The organism is Methylovorus glucosotrophus (assembly GCF_009858335.1).
GTDB classification, from domain to species: Bacteria; Pseudomonadota; Gammaproteobacteria; order Burkholderiales; family Methylophilaceae; genus Methylovorus; species Methylovorus glucosotrophus.
The window spans coordinates 156,877-175,407 of record NZ_VMSE01000002.1 but is presented as its reverse complement, the minus strand read 5'-3'; the positions used below and the strand labels follow the sequence as shown (position 1 = coordinate 175,407).

The 18,531-nt window shown below is 55.7% G+C and carries 19 protein-coding genes; 8 read left to right on the top strand and 11 right to left on the bottom strand.

The window, feature by feature from the left end; all coding sequences use genetic code 11:
* Window positions 1-122: 122 nt before the first annotated feature.
* Genes FNL37_RS11805 through FNL37_RS11795 form a run of 3 tightly spaced genes read left to right on the top strand, consistent with a single transcriptional unit; the run spans window position 123 to window position 3,268 of the window.
* Window positions 123-365, top strand: coding sequence for a PP0621 family protein (locus tag FNL37_RS11805; RefSeq protein ID WP_159356314.1), 243 nt, complete (start codon window positions 123-125; stop codon window positions 363-365).
* The gene (locus tag FNL37_RS11800) at window positions 355-1,944 is read left to right on the top strand and encodes a two-component system sensor histidine kinase NtrB (RefSeq protein ID WP_159356313.1); all 1,590 of its coding nucleotides are present in this window, start codon (window positions 355-357) and stop codon (window positions 1,942-1,944) included. Before FNL37_RS11805 ends, FNL37_RS11800 begins: the two co-directional genes overlap by 11 nt.
* The gene (locus FNL37_RS11795; RefSeq protein ID WP_041361924.1) at window positions 1,937-3,268 is read left to right on the top strand and encodes a sigma-54-dependent transcriptional regulator; all 1,332 of its coding nucleotides are present in this window, start codon (window positions 1,937-1,939) and stop codon (window positions 3,266-3,268) included. Before FNL37_RS11800 ends, FNL37_RS11795 begins: the two co-directional genes overlap by 8 nt.
* A 92-nt stretch (window positions 3,269-3,360) precedes the next feature.
* Here the strand turns inward: FNL37_RS11795 and FNL37_RS11790 are convergent, their stop codons facing one another.
* Window positions 3,361-4,362: a sodium:calcium antiporter gene (locus tag FNL37_RS11790; RefSeq protein ID WP_013441056.1), complete on the bottom strand. Its 1,002-nt coding sequence runs from the start codon at window positions 4,360-4,362 to the stop codon at window positions 3,361-3,363.
* A 95-nt stretch (window positions 4,363-4,457) separates the two neighbouring features.
* Here FNL37_RS11790 and ampD point away from each other — a divergent pair, with 95 nt between their 5' ends.
* The gene (gene ampD, locus FNL37_RS11785; protein WP_369750492.1) at window positions 4,458-4,991 is read left to right on the top strand and encodes a 1,6-anhydro-N-acetylmuramyl-L-alanine amidase AmpD; all 534 of its coding nucleotides are present in this window, start codon (window positions 4,458-4,460) and stop codon (window positions 4,989-4,991) included.
* A gap of 25 nt (window positions 4,992-5,016) precedes the next feature.
* Here the strand turns inward: ampD and FNL37_RS11780 are convergent, their stop codons facing one another.
* From FNL37_RS11780 to purM, 7 genes are all read right to left on the bottom strand, one after another.
* The gene (locus tag FNL37_RS11780) at window positions 5,017-5,946 is read right to left on the bottom strand and encodes a DMT family transporter (protein WP_159356312.1); all 930 of its coding nucleotides are present in this window, start codon (window positions 5,944-5,946) and stop codon (window positions 5,017-5,019) included.
* Window positions 5,947-6,204: 258 nt separating this feature from the next.
* Window positions 6,205-6,654 carry an azurin gene (gene azu, locus FNL37_RS11775; protein WP_159356311.1) on the bottom strand — a complete coding sequence of 150 codons (450 nt, stop codon included), beginning with the start codon at window positions 6,652-6,654 and terminating at the stop codon, window positions 6,205-6,207.
* A 210-nt stretch (window positions 6,655-6,864) separates the two neighbouring features.
* Entirely contained in the window at window positions 6,865-8,094 is a 1,230-nt protein-coding gene (locus tag FNL37_RS11770) for a dicarboxylate/amino acid:cation symporter (protein WP_159356310.1), read from the bottom strand.
* Between the two features lie 143 nt (window positions 8,095-8,237).
* Window positions 8,238-9,536 carry an RsmB/NOP family class I SAM-dependent RNA methyltransferase gene (locus FNL37_RS11765; protein ID WP_211371969.1) on the bottom strand — a complete coding sequence of 433 codons (1,299 nt, stop codon included), beginning with the start codon at window positions 9,534-9,536 and terminating at the stop codon, window positions 8,238-8,240.
* The gene (locus tag FNL37_RS11760; RefSeq protein WP_159356309.1) at window positions 9,533-10,567 is read right to left on the bottom strand and encodes a DUF3108 domain-containing protein; all 1,035 of its coding nucleotides are present in this window, start codon (window positions 10,565-10,567) and stop codon (window positions 9,533-9,535) included. Before FNL37_RS11760 ends, FNL37_RS11765 begins: the two co-directional genes overlap by 4 nt.
* On the bottom strand, window positions 10,557-11,261 hold the full coding sequence (locus FNL37_RS11755) for a DUF3108 domain-containing protein (RefSeq protein WP_159356308.1): 705 nt from the start codon (window positions 11,259-11,261) through the stop codon (window positions 10,557-10,559). Before FNL37_RS11755 ends, FNL37_RS11760 begins: the two co-directional genes overlap by 11 nt.
* Window positions 11,262-11,322: 61 nt before the next feature.
* A complete protein-coding gene (gene purM / locus FNL37_RS11750) occupies window positions 11,323-12,342 on the bottom strand; it encodes a phosphoribosylformylglycinamidine cyclo-ligase (RefSeq protein ID WP_159356535.1) in 1,020 nt (339 codons plus the stop codon).
* 100 nt (window positions 12,343-12,442) lie between these two features.
* Here purM and FNL37_RS11745 point away from each other — a divergent pair, with 100 nt between their 5' ends.
* From FNL37_RS11745 to FNL37_RS11735, 3 genes are all read left to right on the top strand, one after another.
* Window positions 12,443-13,522 (top strand): AI-2E family transporter, encoded by a 1,080-nt coding sequence (locus tag FNL37_RS11745; protein WP_159356307.1) that lies wholly within the window; start codon window positions 12,443-12,445, stop codon window positions 13,520-13,522.
* A 53-nt stretch (window positions 13,523-13,575) separates the two neighbouring features.
* Window positions 13,576-14,190: an HdaA/DnaA family protein gene (locus FNL37_RS11740; RefSeq protein WP_159356306.1), complete on the top strand. Its 615-nt coding sequence runs from the start codon at window positions 13,576-13,578 to the stop codon at window positions 14,188-14,190.
* Between the two features lie 150 nt (window positions 14,191-14,340).
* Window positions 14,341-14,622, top strand: coding sequence for a hypothetical protein (locus FNL37_RS11735; protein ID WP_013441044.1), 282 nt, complete (start codon window positions 14,341-14,343; stop codon window positions 14,620-14,622).
* Window positions 14,623-14,762: 140 nt separating this feature from the next.
* Here the strand turns inward: FNL37_RS11735 and ahpF are convergent, their stop codons facing one another.
* Complete coding sequence (gene ahpF, locus FNL37_RS11730) at window positions 14,763-16,307, bottom strand: alkyl hydroperoxide reductase subunit F (protein ID WP_159356305.1); 1,545 nt, start codon at window positions 16,305-16,307, stop codon at window positions 14,763-14,765.
* Window positions 16,308-16,483: 176 nt separating this feature from the next.
* Complete coding sequence (ahpC, locus tag FNL37_RS11725; protein ID WP_013441042.1) at window positions 16,484-17,050, bottom strand: alkyl hydroperoxide reductase subunit C; 567 nt, start codon at window positions 17,048-17,050, stop codon at window positions 16,484-16,486.
* A gap of 384 nt (window positions 17,051-17,434) precedes the next feature.
* Here ahpC and FNL37_RS11720 point away from each other — a divergent pair, with 384 nt between their 5' ends.
* The gene (locus FNL37_RS11720) at window positions 17,435-18,184 is read left to right on the top strand and encodes a hypothetical protein (RefSeq protein ID WP_015829213.1); all 750 of its coding nucleotides are present in this window, start codon (window positions 17,435-17,437) and stop codon (window positions 18,182-18,184) included.
* A gap of 27 nt (window positions 18,185-18,211) precedes the next feature.
* Here the strand turns inward: FNL37_RS11720 and soxZ are convergent, their stop codons facing one another.
* Entirely contained in the window at window positions 18,212-18,529 is a 318-nt protein-coding gene (gene soxZ / locus FNL37_RS11715) for a thiosulfate oxidation carrier complex protein SoxZ (protein WP_015829212.1), read from the bottom strand.
* Between the last annotated feature and the right edge of the window lie 2 nt (window positions 18,530-18,531).

Here is an 18,531-nt window from a genome sequence, read left to right as displayed (position 1 = left end):
GCCTGGGCCGCATTCACGGTCGCTCTTGGCCAATGCAGTATAACAGTTGAGTTTCGATCCTTGCCGTCGAATTGTAAAAATCAATTAAGATATTAGTCACTCAATCAGGTAGCAAATTCGCAATGGCAAAACTATTACTGCTCGTCGTGGCCGCATGGCTGGTTTACAGCATACTCAAGCGCTACGCAAGAAACCTGGATACCCGCGATACGCGTCTTTCTGGCGAAGAAAAAATGGTGAAATGCGCGCACTGCGGCGTGCATCTCCCACAGAGTGAAAGTGTGCGCATGGCGCAAACGGATTACTGCAGCCTGGCGCATGCCCAGCTGCACAGTCCCGATCAAACACGCAATCATGAGCAGTAGCCCGGAAGCGTCTCCCATCATCGAGAAGCGCGCCTTCTGGCGGCCGATGGGATTGTTCAATCTCTACCGGCTGGTCATTGCCCTCATCTTTGTCGTGTCGTTCCAGTTTCTGGATGACCTCCCCTTCTGGGAAAACTTCAATAAGGCCCTGTATTTTCAGATCTCGCTGGGCTATCTCGGCGTCAGCCTGGTGGCGATTGTATTCACCGGCCTGAAGAAACCCGGCTTCTCAACCCAGCTGACCACGCTGGTGGTGATGGATATCGGCTTCATCATCATGCTGATGTTTGCCTCAGGCGGAATACGCAATGGCCTGGGGCTGCTGCTGGTAGTGGCGATTGCCGCCGCCAGTCTGATCAGCCGGGGACGGCTTGCCCTGTTTTATGCCTCGCTCGCCACCATCGCCCTCTTGCTTGAGCAAACCTATCAGTTGCTGCACTGGCAGGAAAGCATCGTCGATTATTCGCATGCCGTCATGCTGAGCCTCAGCTGTTATGCGACGGCCTGGCTGGCGCACAGCCTGGCCAAGCGTGCCCGCGAAAGTGAAAAACTGGCATCGGAACGAGGCGTAGACCTGGCAAGCATGGCGCAGATCAATGCGCTGATCATTGAGGAAATGCACGATGGGGTATTGGTCGTCGACCATACGATGCAATTACGCCACCACAACCAGCAAGCCCTGACCCTGCTGGGAATGGACGCGGAGGCATCTGCACCGACCACTCTGCATGCCTTGCCAGAGGTTGCCGCTTTGATGCAGGACTGGATACATGATCACACCGGGCAGGAGTCGGTGTTCAAACTGCAGAGTGCGCATCATGACCTCCGCCTGCGTTTCATGCCACTCAACCATGCACGTGACCAGGGCGCTGTCATCTTTATTGAGGACTGGAGCCAGATCCAGACCCAGGCACATCAGATCAAACTGGCCGCCCTGGGCAAGCTGACCGCCAACATCGCCCATGAAATCCGCAACCCCCTGAGTTCGATCAGCCACGCCAATCAGCTACTACAGGAAGACATTACCGATCCCGGCTCGCAAAAGTTATTGCGCATCGTGGCCGATAATGTGGAAAGGCTGGATCACATTGTCACCGATGTACTGGAGTTGAACCGGCGCGACCGCACGCAACAGCAACCGGTGGCGCTGGATAGTTTTGTGCAGGCGTTTCATGAACAGTTCTGCCAGGTCGAAAACATCCCGCCCAGCGGCTTTGTGCTGGATATCCAGCCCGGCGCCCACGTTGTGATGTTTGACCACAGGCACCTCAACCAGATATTGTGGAACATCTGCCGTAATGGATGGCGCCACGGGCGAAAGCAGGAGGGAAGCCTGCACATGGGAATTCGCCGTTCGTCGCGTTCGCGCGCGATACGCATCGCCATTCGGGACGATGGGCCAGGCATTGCGCCTGATGTGATGCCACACTTGTTTGAACCCTTTTACACTACCGAGGCAACCGGAACCGGTCTGGGCCTGTATATCGCCCGCGAATTGTGTCAGGCCAACAATACGCGGCTGGAATGCAGCTCCACCCCGCAAGGCAGCCTCTTTACGATGACTATAAAAAATGGCTAACCCTCTCAACTGCCTCGTCGTGGATGATGAACACGACATCCGCGAACTGATCGTCATGACACTGACACGCATGGGCCTCAAGGCCGATAGTGCAGCCAATCTCGACGATGCCAAATTCATGTTGCGGCAAAAATCCTACGCCCTGTGCCTGACCGATATGCGGCTGCCCGACGGCAATGGGCTGGACCTGGTGCGCTATATCAATCAGCACCATGCCGGGTTGCCAGTCGCGGTGATTACCGCTTACGGCAGCGCCGATAATGCGGTCTCCGCCCTCAAGGCAGGCGCCTTTGATTACATTACCAAACCCATTTCGCTGCAACAATTGCGACCTCTGGTGCAATCCGCGCTCAACCTGCCGAATGCGGCCGGCAATGTCAGCGGCCCCAGTCTGGTGGGGGAGTCGACGGCGCTGCAACAGATACGCGCCACCATCACCAAGCTTTCCCGCAATCAGGCGCCCGTCTTCATCAGCGGCGAGGCCGGAACCGGAAAATCGCTGGTTGCGCGTCTTATCCATCAGTCCAGCTCGCGCCAGAGCGGCGCATTCATTACCCTGGACTGTAGCGCCATCCCCGAGCAGCAGCTGGAAAAAGAAATCTTTGGTGACGAAGATGAACCTGGCGCACTGCAGAAAGCCTCCGGTGGCACGCTTTTCTTCAAGGAGATTGCCGCCCTGCCGCTGGCCAGCCAGGTGCGCCTGCTGCGCGCCATTCAGGACAAATCGATTTCCATCCCCGGACAGCGCAAGGAAGAAACCATCGATGTCCGCATCATCAGTGCTTCGCAGCGCAACCTGACCGCCATGATGGAGCGCGGCCAGTTTCGCCAGGACCTCTATTACCGGCTCAATGTGATCGCGCTGGACCTGCCTGCCCTGCGCGACATTCCGGAAGATATTGCCGCTATCAGCCAATACCTGCTCAAACGCTTGTGCCAGAGCCAGAAGATAGATGTTCCGCTGATCGCACGCGAAACCCAGCAAATGCTGCTACAGCACTATTACCCGGGCAATGTGCGGGAGCTGGAAACCATACTGGAACGTGCACTCACCTTGCATGATGGGCGCAGTCTGCAGCCCACTGACCTGCGCCTGCAAACCGAAAGCAAGCGGGTTGCGCTGGAAATTGAAGCCAATGGCCTGCCTTTGCCAGACTATCTGGAAAGCATAGAAAAGCAGGCGATTCTGAACGCGCTGGAAAGAACTGGCCATAACAAGACGGCTGCCGCCAAGTTGCTCGGCGTCAGCTTTCGCACCCTGCGTTATCGCCTTTCCAAGCTGGGCTTGGGTAAAGACAGCGATGGGGATGATGACGAGGATTAATCTGATTATCGCGCCAGCCTGCAGTGTCACCGCAGGCTGGCCGATTGAAGTTGAGATGCTGAGTCAGGCGTGAACTCAGCCAATGCTGAAACTTAGAGCAAGACGATGCCGAGGTAGATCAGATACATCAGGCCATTGACCCACAGATGCCAGATCTTGATGCCACCGCGTGCCACCAGCACGCGCAGCCAGACGGCAGCCACCAGCGTAATCACCAAGCCGGATAGCACTTCCACCCGGGGTTCCCACGGCGTGAGCATGATGCCGATAGCGGGCAACAAGGTACCCTGAAACACCATGGCACCGGTGATATTGCCGAAAGCCAGGGTATCCTTGCCTTTGCGCACCCACAGGATGCTGTTCACCTTTTCAGGCAACTCAGTGGCAATAGGAATAATCAGCAGGGACAGCAGCAGGGTGGATACCCCGATGATTTGCGCTGCCTCTTCCACCCCATGAATAAACCCTTTCGCCCCAGCCACCAGCAGCCCCAGACCCAGGACCAGCTGCAGCACGATCACGACGGTGTTATTGGGCAGGCCGATGCGGCACAGGAACATGGGCTCTTCAGCTTCGGTTCCATGCCCGCTGCTCACCAGATCCTTGGAAGCGCGTATCGTCAGCAGGATGTAAATGAAATAGATCAGCACCATGCCAAAACCCAGCGCACCACGAATAGCCGCCTGTGTATGCGGAATGAACAGGGCCAGCGCGGCAAACGAGAAGGCCACGATGAAAAAGTCGAGATCGCGCCTCAAGCCGGTTTTTTCCGGATGGAAACGGCCAAAGGCCCCGCGCTTCTTGAGCACGGCAAATGCCATCAGCGAGATGGACAGGGTTGCCAGCATCAAGGGCGCACCGAGAATGGCGCCTACGCCAATTTCTTCGTTGGTTTGCAGGTTTTGCGTGCCTGCCAGCAAGGCCAGCAAAGGCACGGAGGTTTCCGGCAAGGCCGTGCCGACAGCGGCAAACAATGAGCCGGTCACCCCTTCCGAAATCCCCAGCTTTTCCCCCAGATGCTCCAGCGCATTGGTAAACACCTCGGCTGCGATTAGAATCACAATCAGCATGAGGAACAATTCAAAAAACACCATGGTTATGCATCCATTTCTTCAGTATCGGTCAAGGTGCGTGGCCCGTGTGGCACGCGACAAGTTTCAGGATTTTATCGGATAACATGAACGCCAACATGACAGCGCTCGAAATTAACGCAGACGGCGTGCTGAATCAGGGGACTTTTATCCCCTCGCCCAACCATGACGCCCGGCCGGATGAGGCGGAGGTGAAGCTGATTGTGATCCACAATATCAGCCTGCCGCCGGGACAATACGGTGGAAACGGCATTATCGAACTATTCACCAATCAGCTGGATCCGACGGCACATCCGTATTACGCCGAGATTTATACGCTCAAGGTTTCCTCGCACTTTCTCATCCGGCGCGATGGTAGCGTGCTGCAGTTTGTTCCGTGTGGCCTTCGCGCCTGGCATGCCGGGGTGTCGCAGTGGCAGGGACGGGAGCGCTGCAATGATTTTTCCGTAGGCATCGAGCTGGAAGGGTGCGATACCGACACCTTTACCGAAGCCCAATACACGCAATTGCAGCAATTGATCGCCGCCCTTAAAAAACGCTACCCCATTGCAGGCATTGCCGGGCATTCGGATATCGCCCCTGGTCGCAAAACCGATCCCGGCCCCGGCTTTGACTGGTCTCGGATCGCCTAGTCTCCTCTTCCCACGATTCCATCTCTCACGCCGGTGTGCGGCCCAGACTCACAGCCAGCACGCCAGCCATGACCAGCGCGGTACCCCCCAGCTGCAACCAGGTGATGTGTTCGCCAAGAAACACCCAGGCCAGAAAAATGGTCGATACCGGGCCGATGGAGCTGATAAGCGACGCACGGTTGCTGCCCAGCCGCTGAATACCGATATTGAGCAACACTGCCGGCAACACCGTCGCCACCACCGCCATCAGCAAGCTCAGCAGATAGACCTCACCAGGCAACTGCGACCAGCTCACTACATGCTGACTGCCGGCGTAATGCATGCCACTGGTAAAGGTCGCCACCAGCATGGTGTAAGCGGTAAAGCGCGAGGCACCAACCTGCGGAATCAACTTGCCGCTCAACACCAGATAAGCGGCATACAACACCGCACTGGCGAACACCAGCGCAGCCCCCATGAGGGTGGCATCCGCAGTTCCATGCACAAACTCGATATCATGCCCCACCACCAAACCGACGCCGGCATAACCCGTAATCAGGGCAAAAAGCTCACGCCGGCCGACCGCCTGCCGGAACAGCAAGGCAGAAAACATCAACACCATGGTGGGGTAAAGAAACAGGATGATGCGCTCCAGGCCAGCGCTGACATAGGCGAGACCGGCAAAGTCCAGCCACATGGGGCCATAGCCGCCAATGGCACCCAGCCCCAGCACCGCCATCCATTGGCGCAATGACAGTGTTGCCAGGCTATCCTGCCTGGCAGACCACCACGCCAGGGCTGCAAAGAAGGGAATCGAAAACGCCATGCGCAGGGCAATCAGTGTGGCCGGATCCACCGGATACACATAGGCCAGCTTGACGATAATAGCCTTGGAGGACACTGCCACCGAGGCGAGCAATACCATGGCAATACCCGCCATGGGAGAAGAAAAGCGTGAACTGATAAACGTAGACATCGTTGAGCCCAGGTTATGGGCTCAACGAGAATAGACAGTAGTCAACCGCGGAGAGCCCGCGGTTGCAAAAATTCAGGACAAATAGCAACCGCAGCACTGGGTGGCACGCAGCCACAGCGCTTTGCGGTTAATGACGGAAATGATCGCTATTTGTTTTTTCATGGAGGCGGCACTATACGGCCGTCGCTATCGCCCGGTCAAGGCCGGTGTGCATGGGTAATGCCCCCCGGCCCTGAATTCAGCTTGGTGAATTGCTGATTAATTTACGAGCTTGACGCTGCCCTTCATCATGAAGGCATGGCCGGGGAAAGAGCAGAAGAAGACGTAATCCTGCCCATCCGCGAGCTTGCTGGCAGCAAACTTGACGCTGTCTTTTTCGCCGCCGCCAATCAGTTTGGTATGCGCAATCACGCGGGCATCGCTCGCCTTGACGTAATCATTCGCCGAACCGGCAGCCGCGCCATCGGCAAGCACGCCTTTTTCATCACTGGCTTTGGCGAGCACCCAGTTGTGCCCCATCATGGCTTTGGCCATGGTGCCGGTGTGCTTGAGATTGACGGTGAATTCCTTGCAGCTTTTGCTGACGTCGATGGCTTTGGTATTGAACTGCATGGCATCGTTGGCTTCGATATCCACACTACAGGCAGCGGCCATGGCATGACTGGAAGCAAAGCCGATAACAAGCGCGAGAGAATGATATAAACGCATGGGTAATGTCCTTTTTACTGAGCTAAAGTAGGGAAATATTGGCTTACAGCCCTGCTTTCTCTGCGGGACATCGCTGGCTAATGAGAATTATTATCATATAAAGCAGTTAAAAATGCCAGCCTTGAAAGACTGGCATGCGTCGGGCTAGGTCCCATGTTCCTACATGCAAGTGCATGTGGGACAGATGGGCTCCCAAGAAAAACGGGCAACCTAGCGTTGCACCAACTTCTGCACAATCAGACTGCCCACCATGTCGCCTTCCACATTGACAGTAGTGCGCAAGGTATCCAGCAAGCGATCTATCGGGAGCAAAATCGCGATGGCTTCCGCAGGCAAGCCTACCGACTGCAGCACCATCACCATGGTTACCATGCCTGCACTGGGGATGCCAGGTGCGCCCATGGCCGCAATCATGGCGGTAAAAAACACCACCAACTGCTGGCCCGTACCCAGTTCGATGCCCGCCAAATGCGCAATAAACAAGGCAGCAGCCGCTTCATACAAGGCAGTGCCGTCCATATTGATGGCGGCGCCTAGCGGCACCACAAACCCGGCGATCTCCGGTTTTACATGCAGCTTGTTTTCCACGCAGCGCAGGGTCACCGGCAAAGTCGCCGAACTTGAGCTGGTGGCAAATGCGGTAATCAGCGCCTCGCGCGCGCCACGCCAGAAGCGCAAGGGGGTTACCCCAGTGACCAAGTAGAGCAACAGCGGCAGAATGATGACACCATGGATAAGTGTCGTCGCCACGATGAGCGTGACAAATTTCCCCATGGTCTGCAGCAGGCTCAGATCCTGATTGGCCACCAGTTGGGCCAGCAAGGCCATGATGCCCAGCGGTGCCAGATGCATGATCCAGCCGACAATGCGCATGACCAGTTCCTGGGCTTCCTGCAACAGCTTGTGTATGTTCTGGTAGCGCTCGCCGCCCACCACCAGTGCGATCCCCATGAACAGGGCAAAAATCACCACGGCCAGCACCTTGCCATTGGCGAGTGCGGCAAACGGATTCATGAACAGCTCATGCAGAAATTGCTTGAAAAACTCGGGCATGGTCAGCCGGTGAGCTTCGAAATTCTGCATGGCATCCTGGAACATCGCCAGTTGCATGCCCTCACCCGGCTTGAAGATATTGCTCGCGGCTAACGCAAGTGCGATGGCCAGCGCCATGGACAGGATGAAAAACCCCAAGGTGCTGGTCCACACCCGGTGTACCTGACGATGCGCTTGCAGATTGGCTACCCCGACCACAATCGAGGTGAATACCAGCGGGATCAACACCATCTTGAGCAGGTCAATGAATACACTGCCGATGAGCCCAAGCGCATACAGCGATTGCACACGCAGCTCGCTATCCTGCGCGAGCGGGCTGATGCCCATGCCGACAAGCACGCCGATGGCGGCGCCAGTAAAAATCTGGGTGTTAAGACTAAGCTTCATCGAAACCTCGGAGTCAGGCAGCTAAGGGGTTGATACAAAGACATGCGGCCAAAAGCCGCATGAAATTACTTTACCGTAGCGGCCTGACTCTGCCTAGCGCTGATTGGATGCGCGATGCCACCCGAATCAGCGCTCCAGCAAGATCAGGCGGAGGGAGGTTCCGAACTCGCCGCCGCCTTTTCGAACACCGCAGCAAAGAAGCCATCGGTCTGGTGCAAGTGCGGCAACAGCTTCAAGTACTCCCCGGTATCGACCGGAATCTGCTGTTGCGCCAAAACCTCGTTGGCAGGAATCAGCTTGAAATCAGGGTGCGCAGCCAGGAATGCATCGGCAATGGCTTCGTTTTCATCCGAGAGCAGGCTGCAGGTGGCGTAAATCAGGCGGCCGCCCGCTTTTACCAGCTTGGCAGCACGCGCCAGAATAGAGGTTTGCTTGCCGGTGAGTTCCAGCACGTCCTGCGGGGTTTGCCGCCATTTGAGGTCCGGGTTGCGACGCAAGGTACCCAGGCCGCTACAAGGCGCATCCACCAGCACGCGGTTAAACTTGCCGTTCAGGCGCTTCAATTTGGCATCCTGCTCGCTGCTGATCAGCTGGCTATGCAGGTTGGACAAGCCCGAGCGCTTGAGGCGCTGGCCCAGATTGGTCAGGCGTTTTTCGGATATATCAAATGCATACAGGCGACCGGTATTGCGCATCAGTGCGCCCATGGCAAGCGTCTTGCCACCCGCGCCTGCGCAGAGATCGGCAATCATCTCGCCACGACGTGGCGCTACCAGATGTGCGAGCAGCTGACTGCCTTCATCCTGCACTTCCACCTTGCCTTCGGTAAACAGAATATGCCGGCTGATGTTGAGGCGCTGCGGCAGACGTATTCCCGTCGGTGACAGCGGAGTCGGGACAATGGTGTCCTGGTTCAGCTGGGTATTTTCGCTGATGAATTTGGCCAGCACGTCTTCGCGCGTGGCTTTGATGGTATTCACGCGCAAATCCATCATAGCTTGCTGCTGCATGCTGCGAGCAATAGTGAGTGCCTGCTCATCGCCATATTGGGCGCTGAGTTTTTCCCATAACCAATCCGGCATATCGGCCTGAATGGCCAGGCTGAGATTGTCGGTACTTTTAGCCTTGATCTCCTGTGCCCACTCTTTCTGCTGGGTGTTGAGCGTGTCTTCCAGATCGCGCAGGCTCATGCCCTGCACACGCACCAGCCAGGCCACCAGCAGCTTGCGCGGATCATCGCCATCGGCAAGGTAGGATAGCAGGCGCTTGCGGCGCAACACGCCATACACGGACTCAGCGACAAAGGCTCTTTCCTTGGTACCCAACTCGCGGTTATTACGGAAAAAAGAGCCCAGCACGGCATCGGCCGGACCGGTGCCCGCGAGGATGTCAGCGAGCGCAGTACCTGCAAAGCGAAGTAATTGGGGATGGATGTTTTTCATTTCATGATATCGGTATTCAGCCTGGTCATAATCTGCTCAAGCACTGTACCGTCCTCGTCTGTTTTACGTATTTTAATAGGCAGGTAACGATAATCGACCGCCAGCCACAACTCGGTCTTTTCGTTACCAGTGGATTTTGCAATATGGAGAGCACGTATCTCGCCCATGCGGGTCTGCACCTGCTCTTCCCCTTCAAAACTATAGCTGTATGTCCGCAGGCGCTTGCCATTGGTGACTGCCACCTGCATCTGGGCCAGCGGATCCTGATACATGTATTGGTACATGAAACTCAGCAAGTCCTGCGTGCCCGCTGGCAGGGCCTGCGTCACCAGTCCCTTGCTGCTTTGCATGGCAATCGTATGGTTATCCCAGTCCAGTTCGGCACGTTGGGCCTTGGCTTCGTTGTTGCCATACTGATAAAAAAAATGCTGCGGCTGCAAGCCGTGTTCCGTCACCAGGCCTTCACTGCGCTGCACCAGTTTGCCTGAGATAAACAGCGATGCCAGGCCCTGCGCTTCGGTTTCGCTGGTTAGGGTATAGCGATTTTCGTCATGCACCTTGAAAAGCACATGGGTACGGCCCAAGGTGCCAGCCTGACCACCACGCTTGACCTCGTACTCCATTTCCACGTAATTCACCGGATCAGGCTTGGAAGGCCCTGGCAGGGCCTCGGTCACTTCTTCCGGTGGTTCGTTTTCCTCGAGTACGGGGGTAGCGGCATCACCAGCCTCCGCAAGTGTTGATGAAGCAGTCTCTGCTGGCGCCTCCACAGTGGGCGCAGCATCCTGCGGGGTCGCCGGCACGGCTGCCGGAGCCGCTTTTTTGGGTTTGGGCTTGATAGCCGGGGGCAATGGTTTGGGCAACGTTGCAGGCATCATCTCAACCTGCATGGTGCTGGGGGCAGAAGGCAAATCTGGTAGCCTGAGATCCAGCCCTCCCAGCAACACCGCATGCAACAGCAATGAAATCAGCAGGGCCAGGGCATAGCGGAGGTAATACTTGCGCTGAGGCTCGTCTTGCTTATTCCGCATGCACGCTGGTCAGAATCTGCTCGATTTTGGCACCTTTGTCATCGCGCATTTCCAGACGGACCGGCAGGTGATGACGATCCGTCGCCAGCCAGAATTCCTTGCCGTCCTCGCCCTCCGGCGTGGCATCGACCAGATGCAGCGTCTTGAAATGGCCGCCAGGCAGATCAAGCGGGACATCGCGCTCCGTCACCCGGTAGTGATAACTGCGCAGCTTTTTGCCCGTCGTCACCGGCATATTCACATCCTCACCCACTGGAGGACGGAACATGAACTGGTAAATGAAGCTGGCAAGATCCTGGGCACCTGGCTCAAGCGGCGCGGTAACGGTCTTGCCCTTCACCTGCATATTGAGCTGGTTCTGCGCCCAGTCGAAATCTGTCAGCAAGGATTTTTTATCATTGTCACCTTGATGCAGTTCAAAATGGCTGGGCTTGAGCCCCTGCTCGGTCACTTCGCCTTCGCTCAACAGGCGACGCTTGCCAAACAAGGCATACACCCCTATGCCCTGTGTCACGCTTTCTATGCGGTAGCGGCCATTTTCTTGCTTGAAGGTCTCGGTCACCGTGGCAAATGGCTGACCGTTGCGGGTGGCCTCATAGACCAGCTCCACCTGGCGCGGAGCCGCATGCACGACCGAGGCGGCCAGCAGTAAACCCGCAGTGAACATGAAATGGCGTAATGAAAGAGAGCGCATGATGTCTAGTTGAGGTAGGCGATGTCCATCTGACGATAGTCGCTGCTTTTCGTTCCGGCAATTACACCACGACCGTAGGGGCTTCACCCGACTGCTGGGCGCGAATCTGGCCAATCTGCCACACCTGCTCGCCAGCCTCTGTCAGTAGCTTGATGGCTTCTGCTGCTTGCGCAGCGGACACAATCACCACCATGCCGATACCGCAGTTAAACGTACGGTACATCTCGTCATCGGCCACGTTGCCTTGCGCCTGCAGCCATTGAAATAGAGGCGGCAGCGTCCAGCTATCGCGGCGGACTTCAGCGGTCAGGCCGGCAGGCAATACGCGCGGAATATTTTCCGTGATGCCGCCACCGGTAATGTGGGCCATGCCCTTGACCGGCATGGCAGCCAGCAACTTGAGCAGGGATTTGACATAAATACGGGTAGGCGCCATCACCACATCGCGGAAGGGCTTGCCATGGAAATCGCTATCCATATCAATGCCGGATTTCTCGATCAGCTTGCGGATCAGCGAGTAACCGTTGGAATGCGCACCACTGGATGCCAGACCTAGCACGACGTCACCCGCCGCAATGGTAGTACCGTCAATAATGGCTTCCTTGTCGACTGCACCGACGGCAAAGCCGGCAAGGTCATATTCACCGGCGGGATACATGCCAGGCATTTCAGCGGTTTCGCCGCCAACCAGCGCACAGCCGGACTGCTCACAGCCCAGCGCGATGCCCTTGATCACCTGGGCAGCCACGCCAACTTCGAGCTTGCCACAGGCAAAGTAATCCAGGAAAAACAGGGGCTCAGCGCCCTGCACCAGAATATCGTTCACGCTCATGGCCACCAGATCAATACCCACGGTGTCGTGTTTGTTCAGCTGAAATGCCAGCTTGAGCTTGGTGCCCACACCATCCGTACCGGAAACCAGCACGGGGTTTTTGAATTTTTTCGGGACTTCGAACAGCGAGCCGAATCCGCCAATTCCGCCCAAAACCTCGGGGCGCATGGTACGCTTGGCAAACGGTTTGATCTCCTCGACCAGCGCATCGCCGGCTTCGATATCGACACCGGCGTCGCGATAGCTCATTGAAGTTGGTGCGGCACCGCCGTTGGTTTGATCAGAATTCAAGTTGAGTTCTCGCTTTCCACAAGATAAATTACAGTAATTAAATATAATTTTACCCGAAATGACCGCCAAACGAGAAAACCTGTTGCCTGATTACCGCGTGATTCTGCTCGGCGGCCTGTTCCTGCTGGTGGTATATCTGCTGCTGCCCATCATGGCGCCGTTTCTGATTGCCGCCATTTTCGCCTATATCTGCAATCCGCTGGTCGACAGACTGGCGCAGGTGCGCCTCTGGCAGTTCACCTTGGGGCGGACCGTCGCCTCATTACTGGTCATGCTGATGCTGATCGCCATTATCTGCATCCTGCTGCTGATCGTGATCCCCATGATGCAGAAAGAATTCATGCTGATCATGGAAAAGCTGCCGACCTACATTACCGGCTTGCGTACGCGCATTGAGCCCTGGCTGTTGCAGCACTTCGGCGTGGCGATCGATATTGACGCCACCAAGGTGCAGCAGGTGATTACCAATAATTGGAAATCCGCCAGTGATTTCGTTGGCAAATTCTTGCTGGCACTGAGCGATCACGGGCTGGCGCTGTTCGCCTGGCTGGCGAATCTGGTGCTGATCCCGATTGTGCTGTTTTACCTGCTGCGCGACTGGCACGACATTCTCAACCGCTTCGATCAATTGCTGCCACGTCGCTGGTATGCCAAAACCGTAGAGATTGCCCGTGAAGTCGACATGATGCTGGCAGAATTTTTACGCGGGCAATTATCCGTCATGCTGTTGATGAGCGCATTTTACGCCACCGGCCTCTGGCTTTCCGGACTGGAGCTCGCGCTGCCCATCGGTTTGATTGCAGGCTTGCTTGGCTTTGTGCCTTACCTGGGCATCGGCACTGGCATGCTGCTCGCGGCACTGGCTTCGGTATTGCAATTCACCACCTTCGCCCAGTATGTTCCTGTCATCGCGGTATTTGGTATCGGCCAGATGCTGGAGAGCATGTGGCTCACGCCCTGGCTGGTCGGTGACCGTATCGGCCTGCACCCGGTCATGGTGATTTTTGCCTTGCTGGCTGGTGGCCAGCTGTTCGGCTTTACCGGTATTTTGCTGGCGCTGCCTGTCAGCGCCGCGATTGCCGTTGGCCTGCGCCATGCCAAACGCGCTTATCTCAATAGCGATATCTACCTGCATTAATCAGGTTCACATAAAATGCAGGCCCCACTCTTGCCGCTTTGCGGCTATATGCCATGAAACAGTTACTGCTCGACATTCAACCATCGGCTTTGCCCAGCCTGGACAATTTTGTCCCAGGCCGCAATGCCGAGGCCCTGCATAGCCTGCGCGCCGCGCTGGAAGGGCAAAGTGCGCAACGCTTTATCTACCTGTGGGGTGAAACCGGCAGCGGCAAGAGTCATCTGCTGCATGCCTGCAACCGTGCGGGCGAAGCCTTGGGCGTGCACGTGATCTGCGCCGATGATGTTCACCTGCTCAGCAATGAAGAGCAGATTGCCTTGTTTGACAGCTATAACCACCTGCGCGCTGGCGAAGGCGTGCTGGTAGCGGCAGGCATCGCCGCGCCAACCGCCATGCAGCTGCGGGAGGACTTGGCCACCCGCCTGGCGTGGGGCCTCAGCTACCAGCTGCATCCGCTTAGCGATGAAGAAAAAGCGCTGGCATTGCGCCAGCATGCAGCAGCCCGTGGCATGCGCTTGCCGGATGAAGTGCTGGATTATTGCCTGCGCCACTTGCGTCGTGATCTGCCCACCCTGGTTTCCACGCTGGATGCTCTGGATGAATGGTCACTCAGCTACAAACGCCCGGTCACACTGCCTTTGTTACGTCAGCTGCTAAGCCTGTCATGACGGCCTCGGCAGCAAAATCATAAAAATTTAAAGCTATATCCATCTTGCGAGTATTGATTTTCTTGTAGAGACCTGTAATGCTAGTTTCACGGTTTTTGATTTTTTAAGTACGGAAACTGTAGGTCTTTTATAAAAACGAGGAGATATAAAATGCACTCAGCACTATTGATCGTAGACCGGCCGAACCCCAATCATGAAAACAAGAATTGGGTAACCTTCATCACCAGCAGTCAAAACATCATTCAGCTGAACAAGGAGCAGCACAAGTCGGAGTCTACCCAGGCATTTGCCGACAATGTGTTCCTGATCCCGCTGAAGAATGAACTGCACATTTTCACGCTGCTCGCACAACGGGCCCGTGATCTGGGTTTCAACGTCAGAGTCACCTTCTTTGACCAATACCCATCGTTTGTGATCTCTCAAGCCATTTAAAAACCTCAAAAATGCTTGATCTGTAACAACGGCAAAACCAAAAAATTCAGGGCCAGTGTTCTCCCCTACCCGGGAAAGAACACTGGCCCTGGCCTTTTATGGCAACCGAGATTGTCATAAAAGGAAGTACAGCGTGACGCTTACTGGCGTATCAGGTAATCAAATGCGCCCAGCGCAGCCTTGGAACCTTCACCCATGGCAATGATGATCTGCTTGTAAGGCACGGTCGTCACATCCCCCGCCGCAAACACACCTGCCATTGATGTCTGCCCATGCGCATCCACCTTGATCTCACCAAACTTGCTCAGTTCGACATCACTGCCCTTGAGCCAGTCGGTATTCGGCAAGAGACCGATTTGTACAAAGACACCTTCCAGTTCCAGATGATGATCCACGCTTGTGGCGCGGTCCTTGTACACCAAACCATTGACCTTTTGGGAATCGCCGGTTACTTCGGTCGTTTGCGCGTTAATGATCACAGTCACATTGGGCAAGCTGAACAACTTGTTCTGCAACACGGCATCCGCACGCAACTTGGTGTCGTATTCAATCAGGGTGACATGGCCAACAAAACCGGCCAGATCAATCGCTGCCTCTACGCCTGAATTACCGCCGCCAATCACGGCGACGCGCTTGCCCTTGAACAAAGGACCATCGCAGTGTGGGCAATACGCCACGCCCTTGCCGCGGTACTCCCTCTCGCCAGGCACATTCAGCTCGCGCCACCGGGCACCGGTCGCCGCAATCACCGCCTTGCTCTTGAGCGTTGCGCCACCTGCCAGCTTCACCTCAACCAGTTCGCCGCGCGTAATCGACTCGGCGCGTTGCAGGTTGATGATGTCGACATCGTAGCTACGCACATGCTCTTCGAGTGCGGCCACCAGCTTGGGCCCTTCGGTTTCCTTCACCGAGATGAAGTTTTCGATGCCCAGGGTATCCATCACCTGACCACCAAAACGCTCGGCCACGATACCGGTACGTATGCCTTTACGCGCGGCATAGATAGCGGCCGAAGCGCCCGCAGGTCCACCGCCTACGATCAGCACATCATAAGGCGCCTTCTGGTCCAGTTTGGCCGCTTCGCGTGCCTCAGCCCCGGTATCGAGCTTGGTCAGCATCTCTTCAACCGTCATGCGGCCCGAGCCAAATGGCTCACCGTTCATGTAGGTGGTGGGGACGGCCATGATGTTGCGACCATTTACTTCATCCTGATACAAGGCACCATCAATCACGGTGGTTTGCACCTTGGGGTTGAGAATGGCCATCAATGCCGTTGCCTGCACCACGTCCGGGCAGTTATGGCAGGACAGGCTCATGTACACCTCAAAGCGGAAATCGCCATCCAGCGCCTTGATCTGTTCAATCACATCGGCTTCCACCTTGGGTGGGTGACCGCCGGTCCACAACAAGGCCAGCACCAGCGACGTAAACTCATGGCCCAGCGGAATGGCAGCAAAGCGCACGCCACTGGTCTCACCTTCACGTGCAATCACGAACGAAGGCTTGCGGGCATCACTGCCTGCCAGGTCCAGGCTGACCTTGTCTGACAGCGCGGCAATGTCTTGCAGCAGCTCACGCATTTCAGCGGCTTTTTCACTCTCATCGAGTGAAGCAATCAGCCGGATAGGCTGACGCAGCATGCCCAAATAGGTCTGAAGTTGAGTTTTGAGTGTATCGTCAAGCATGGTGTTCTCCAGTTGTTTGGGGGTGAGTTCACCCCCGCCTTGCGCTTTTGGCGCTGGCTTGGTTACGTTTATTCCAGGGATCGCGTCGAGGGCAGGACACGGTTGGCGTTTGGCCTTCCATGCCCTGTGCTCAACGCCCTGCCGCAGCAGGGACGTTTAAAGGCGCTATTCCCGCCTTAGATCTTGCCTACCAGATCCAGAGAAGGCGTCAGGGTCTTTTCGCCTTCCTTCCACTTGGCTGGGCAAACCTGGCCAGGATTGTTGGCCACGTATTGCGCTGCCTTCAGCTTGCGTACGGTTTCCTTCACATCACGCGCAATGGCGTTGTCATGGATTTCAGCCGTCTTGATCACGCCTTCTGGGTTGATGATGAAGGTGCCGCGCAGTGCCAGACCTTCTTCTTCAATGTGCACTTCAAAAGCGCGTGTCAGTTGGTGAGTCGGGTCACCTACCAGCGGGAACTGTGCCTTGCCCACGGCTGGCGATGTTTCATGCCATACCTTGTGCGAGAAGTGCGTATCGGTAGTGACGATATACACCTCGGCGCCCGCCTTCTGGAATTCAGCGTAATTGTCAGCAGCATCTTCAATTTCTGTTGGGCAATTGAAGGTGAAAGCGGCTGGCATGAAAATCAGCACGGACCATTTGCCCTTCAGAGCTGCATCGGTCACTTCAATAAACTTGCCGTTATGAAATGCCTGGGCTTTGAATGGCTTAACTTCAGTGTTGATCAAGGTGCTCATGTAAATCTCCTTTTGGGTTGGTTTGGAAACGAAGCTCAGTATAGAGAAAGTCTTATAATAATAAAAATTGATTGTTTAAATACTTTTGATATATTTTGCATATCGATGTGGTAATAATGCCGCACTTGCAACGGCATGTTGATTAAACCCTGTCTGCCGCGATTTGTTCCATCATTTCCGAAAGATACCGATGCAAAAAAACCTGTCACCGGATAAAAATGCTGTTTATTTTGTAGCAGGGGCCAAAGTTTGAGGTATTCTTTCGTTGAAACTGCTGTGCCTGATACAGCTCTTTGCCGAGCAATGTAACGCCACGTTAATACGCAGCCGTCATCCCGCTTTTTCAACTTGCTTTATGAGAATCAAATGAAGTCAACATCACCAATGGACTGGTTCAACCTTCCCAACCTCCCTACCCCTGTCAAGGTTCTGTTTTCCGGCTATTTGCTGGTCATCGGTGTCGGCCTCTGTATGGCAGGTTTGCAGATCATGCTGACCCACGGCATGGCTGACGGCAAAATCGGCTTGTCAAAAGACGACATCGTCTACAGCTACTATGGCGATCGCAGCGGCAGCCGCCTCGAAGGCATGCTGAATGGCGCCATGAAAGACAAGGCACCGCCTGAAGTACGCCTGGACATCATCAAGTGGGCGCGCGAAGGCGCCCCAGAGGCAGAATGGGAACCCCACTTCAAGCAAGTGTTCGCCCAGCACTGTGTCATGTGCCACAGCAACGTGCCTGGCATCCCTAACTTCACGCATTTTGATGAAGTCAAAAAAGTGGCCAAGGTGAATGAAGGCGCCAGCATCGAGAGCCTGACGCGCGTTTCGCACATTCACCTGTTTGGTATCGCGTTCATCTTCTTCTTCATGTCGCTGATTTTCAGCTTTGCGGTCAATGTGCCGCGCAAGCTGAAGATTCTGGCCATCGCCTTCCCATTCGCCTTCCTGATTCTGGATGTGCTGTCATGGTGGCTGACCAAGCTGAATCCTGGCTTTGCCTGGCTGACCATCATCGGCGGTCTGGGGTACAGCATTGCCTCGACCTTCATGTGGTTTACCAGCATGTATCAGATGTGGATTTTGTCGCGGAATGGCAAAGTCTACGGCAATGCCTGGGAAGCTGATCTCTAAATCAGTTGATCTAAATCAATCCAGCCGCTAGCCCGCCGTGACAGCAATTTCATGGCGGGCGCTCTGGCCCCTGTTGTCATGCCAGACCACGGCGACCATGTCGCCGACCTTGGCACCGCGCAAGTGCAAGGTCAAATAGGGATTCTTGGAAATACCCGTCCCCCATTGCGCTTCCGTCACCACGTTGCCATTCAGGCTGATAGTCACCAGCTGAATAAAATGCGCAGGCACCACCTCATCCAGATCGTTTTTACGTCGCCCGGTTTCCATCGGATGCGTCATCAGCACCTTCAGTTCGGTCACGTCGCCCTTGAGTTGCGCCCGCATTTTGATGTTATCTGCCATGT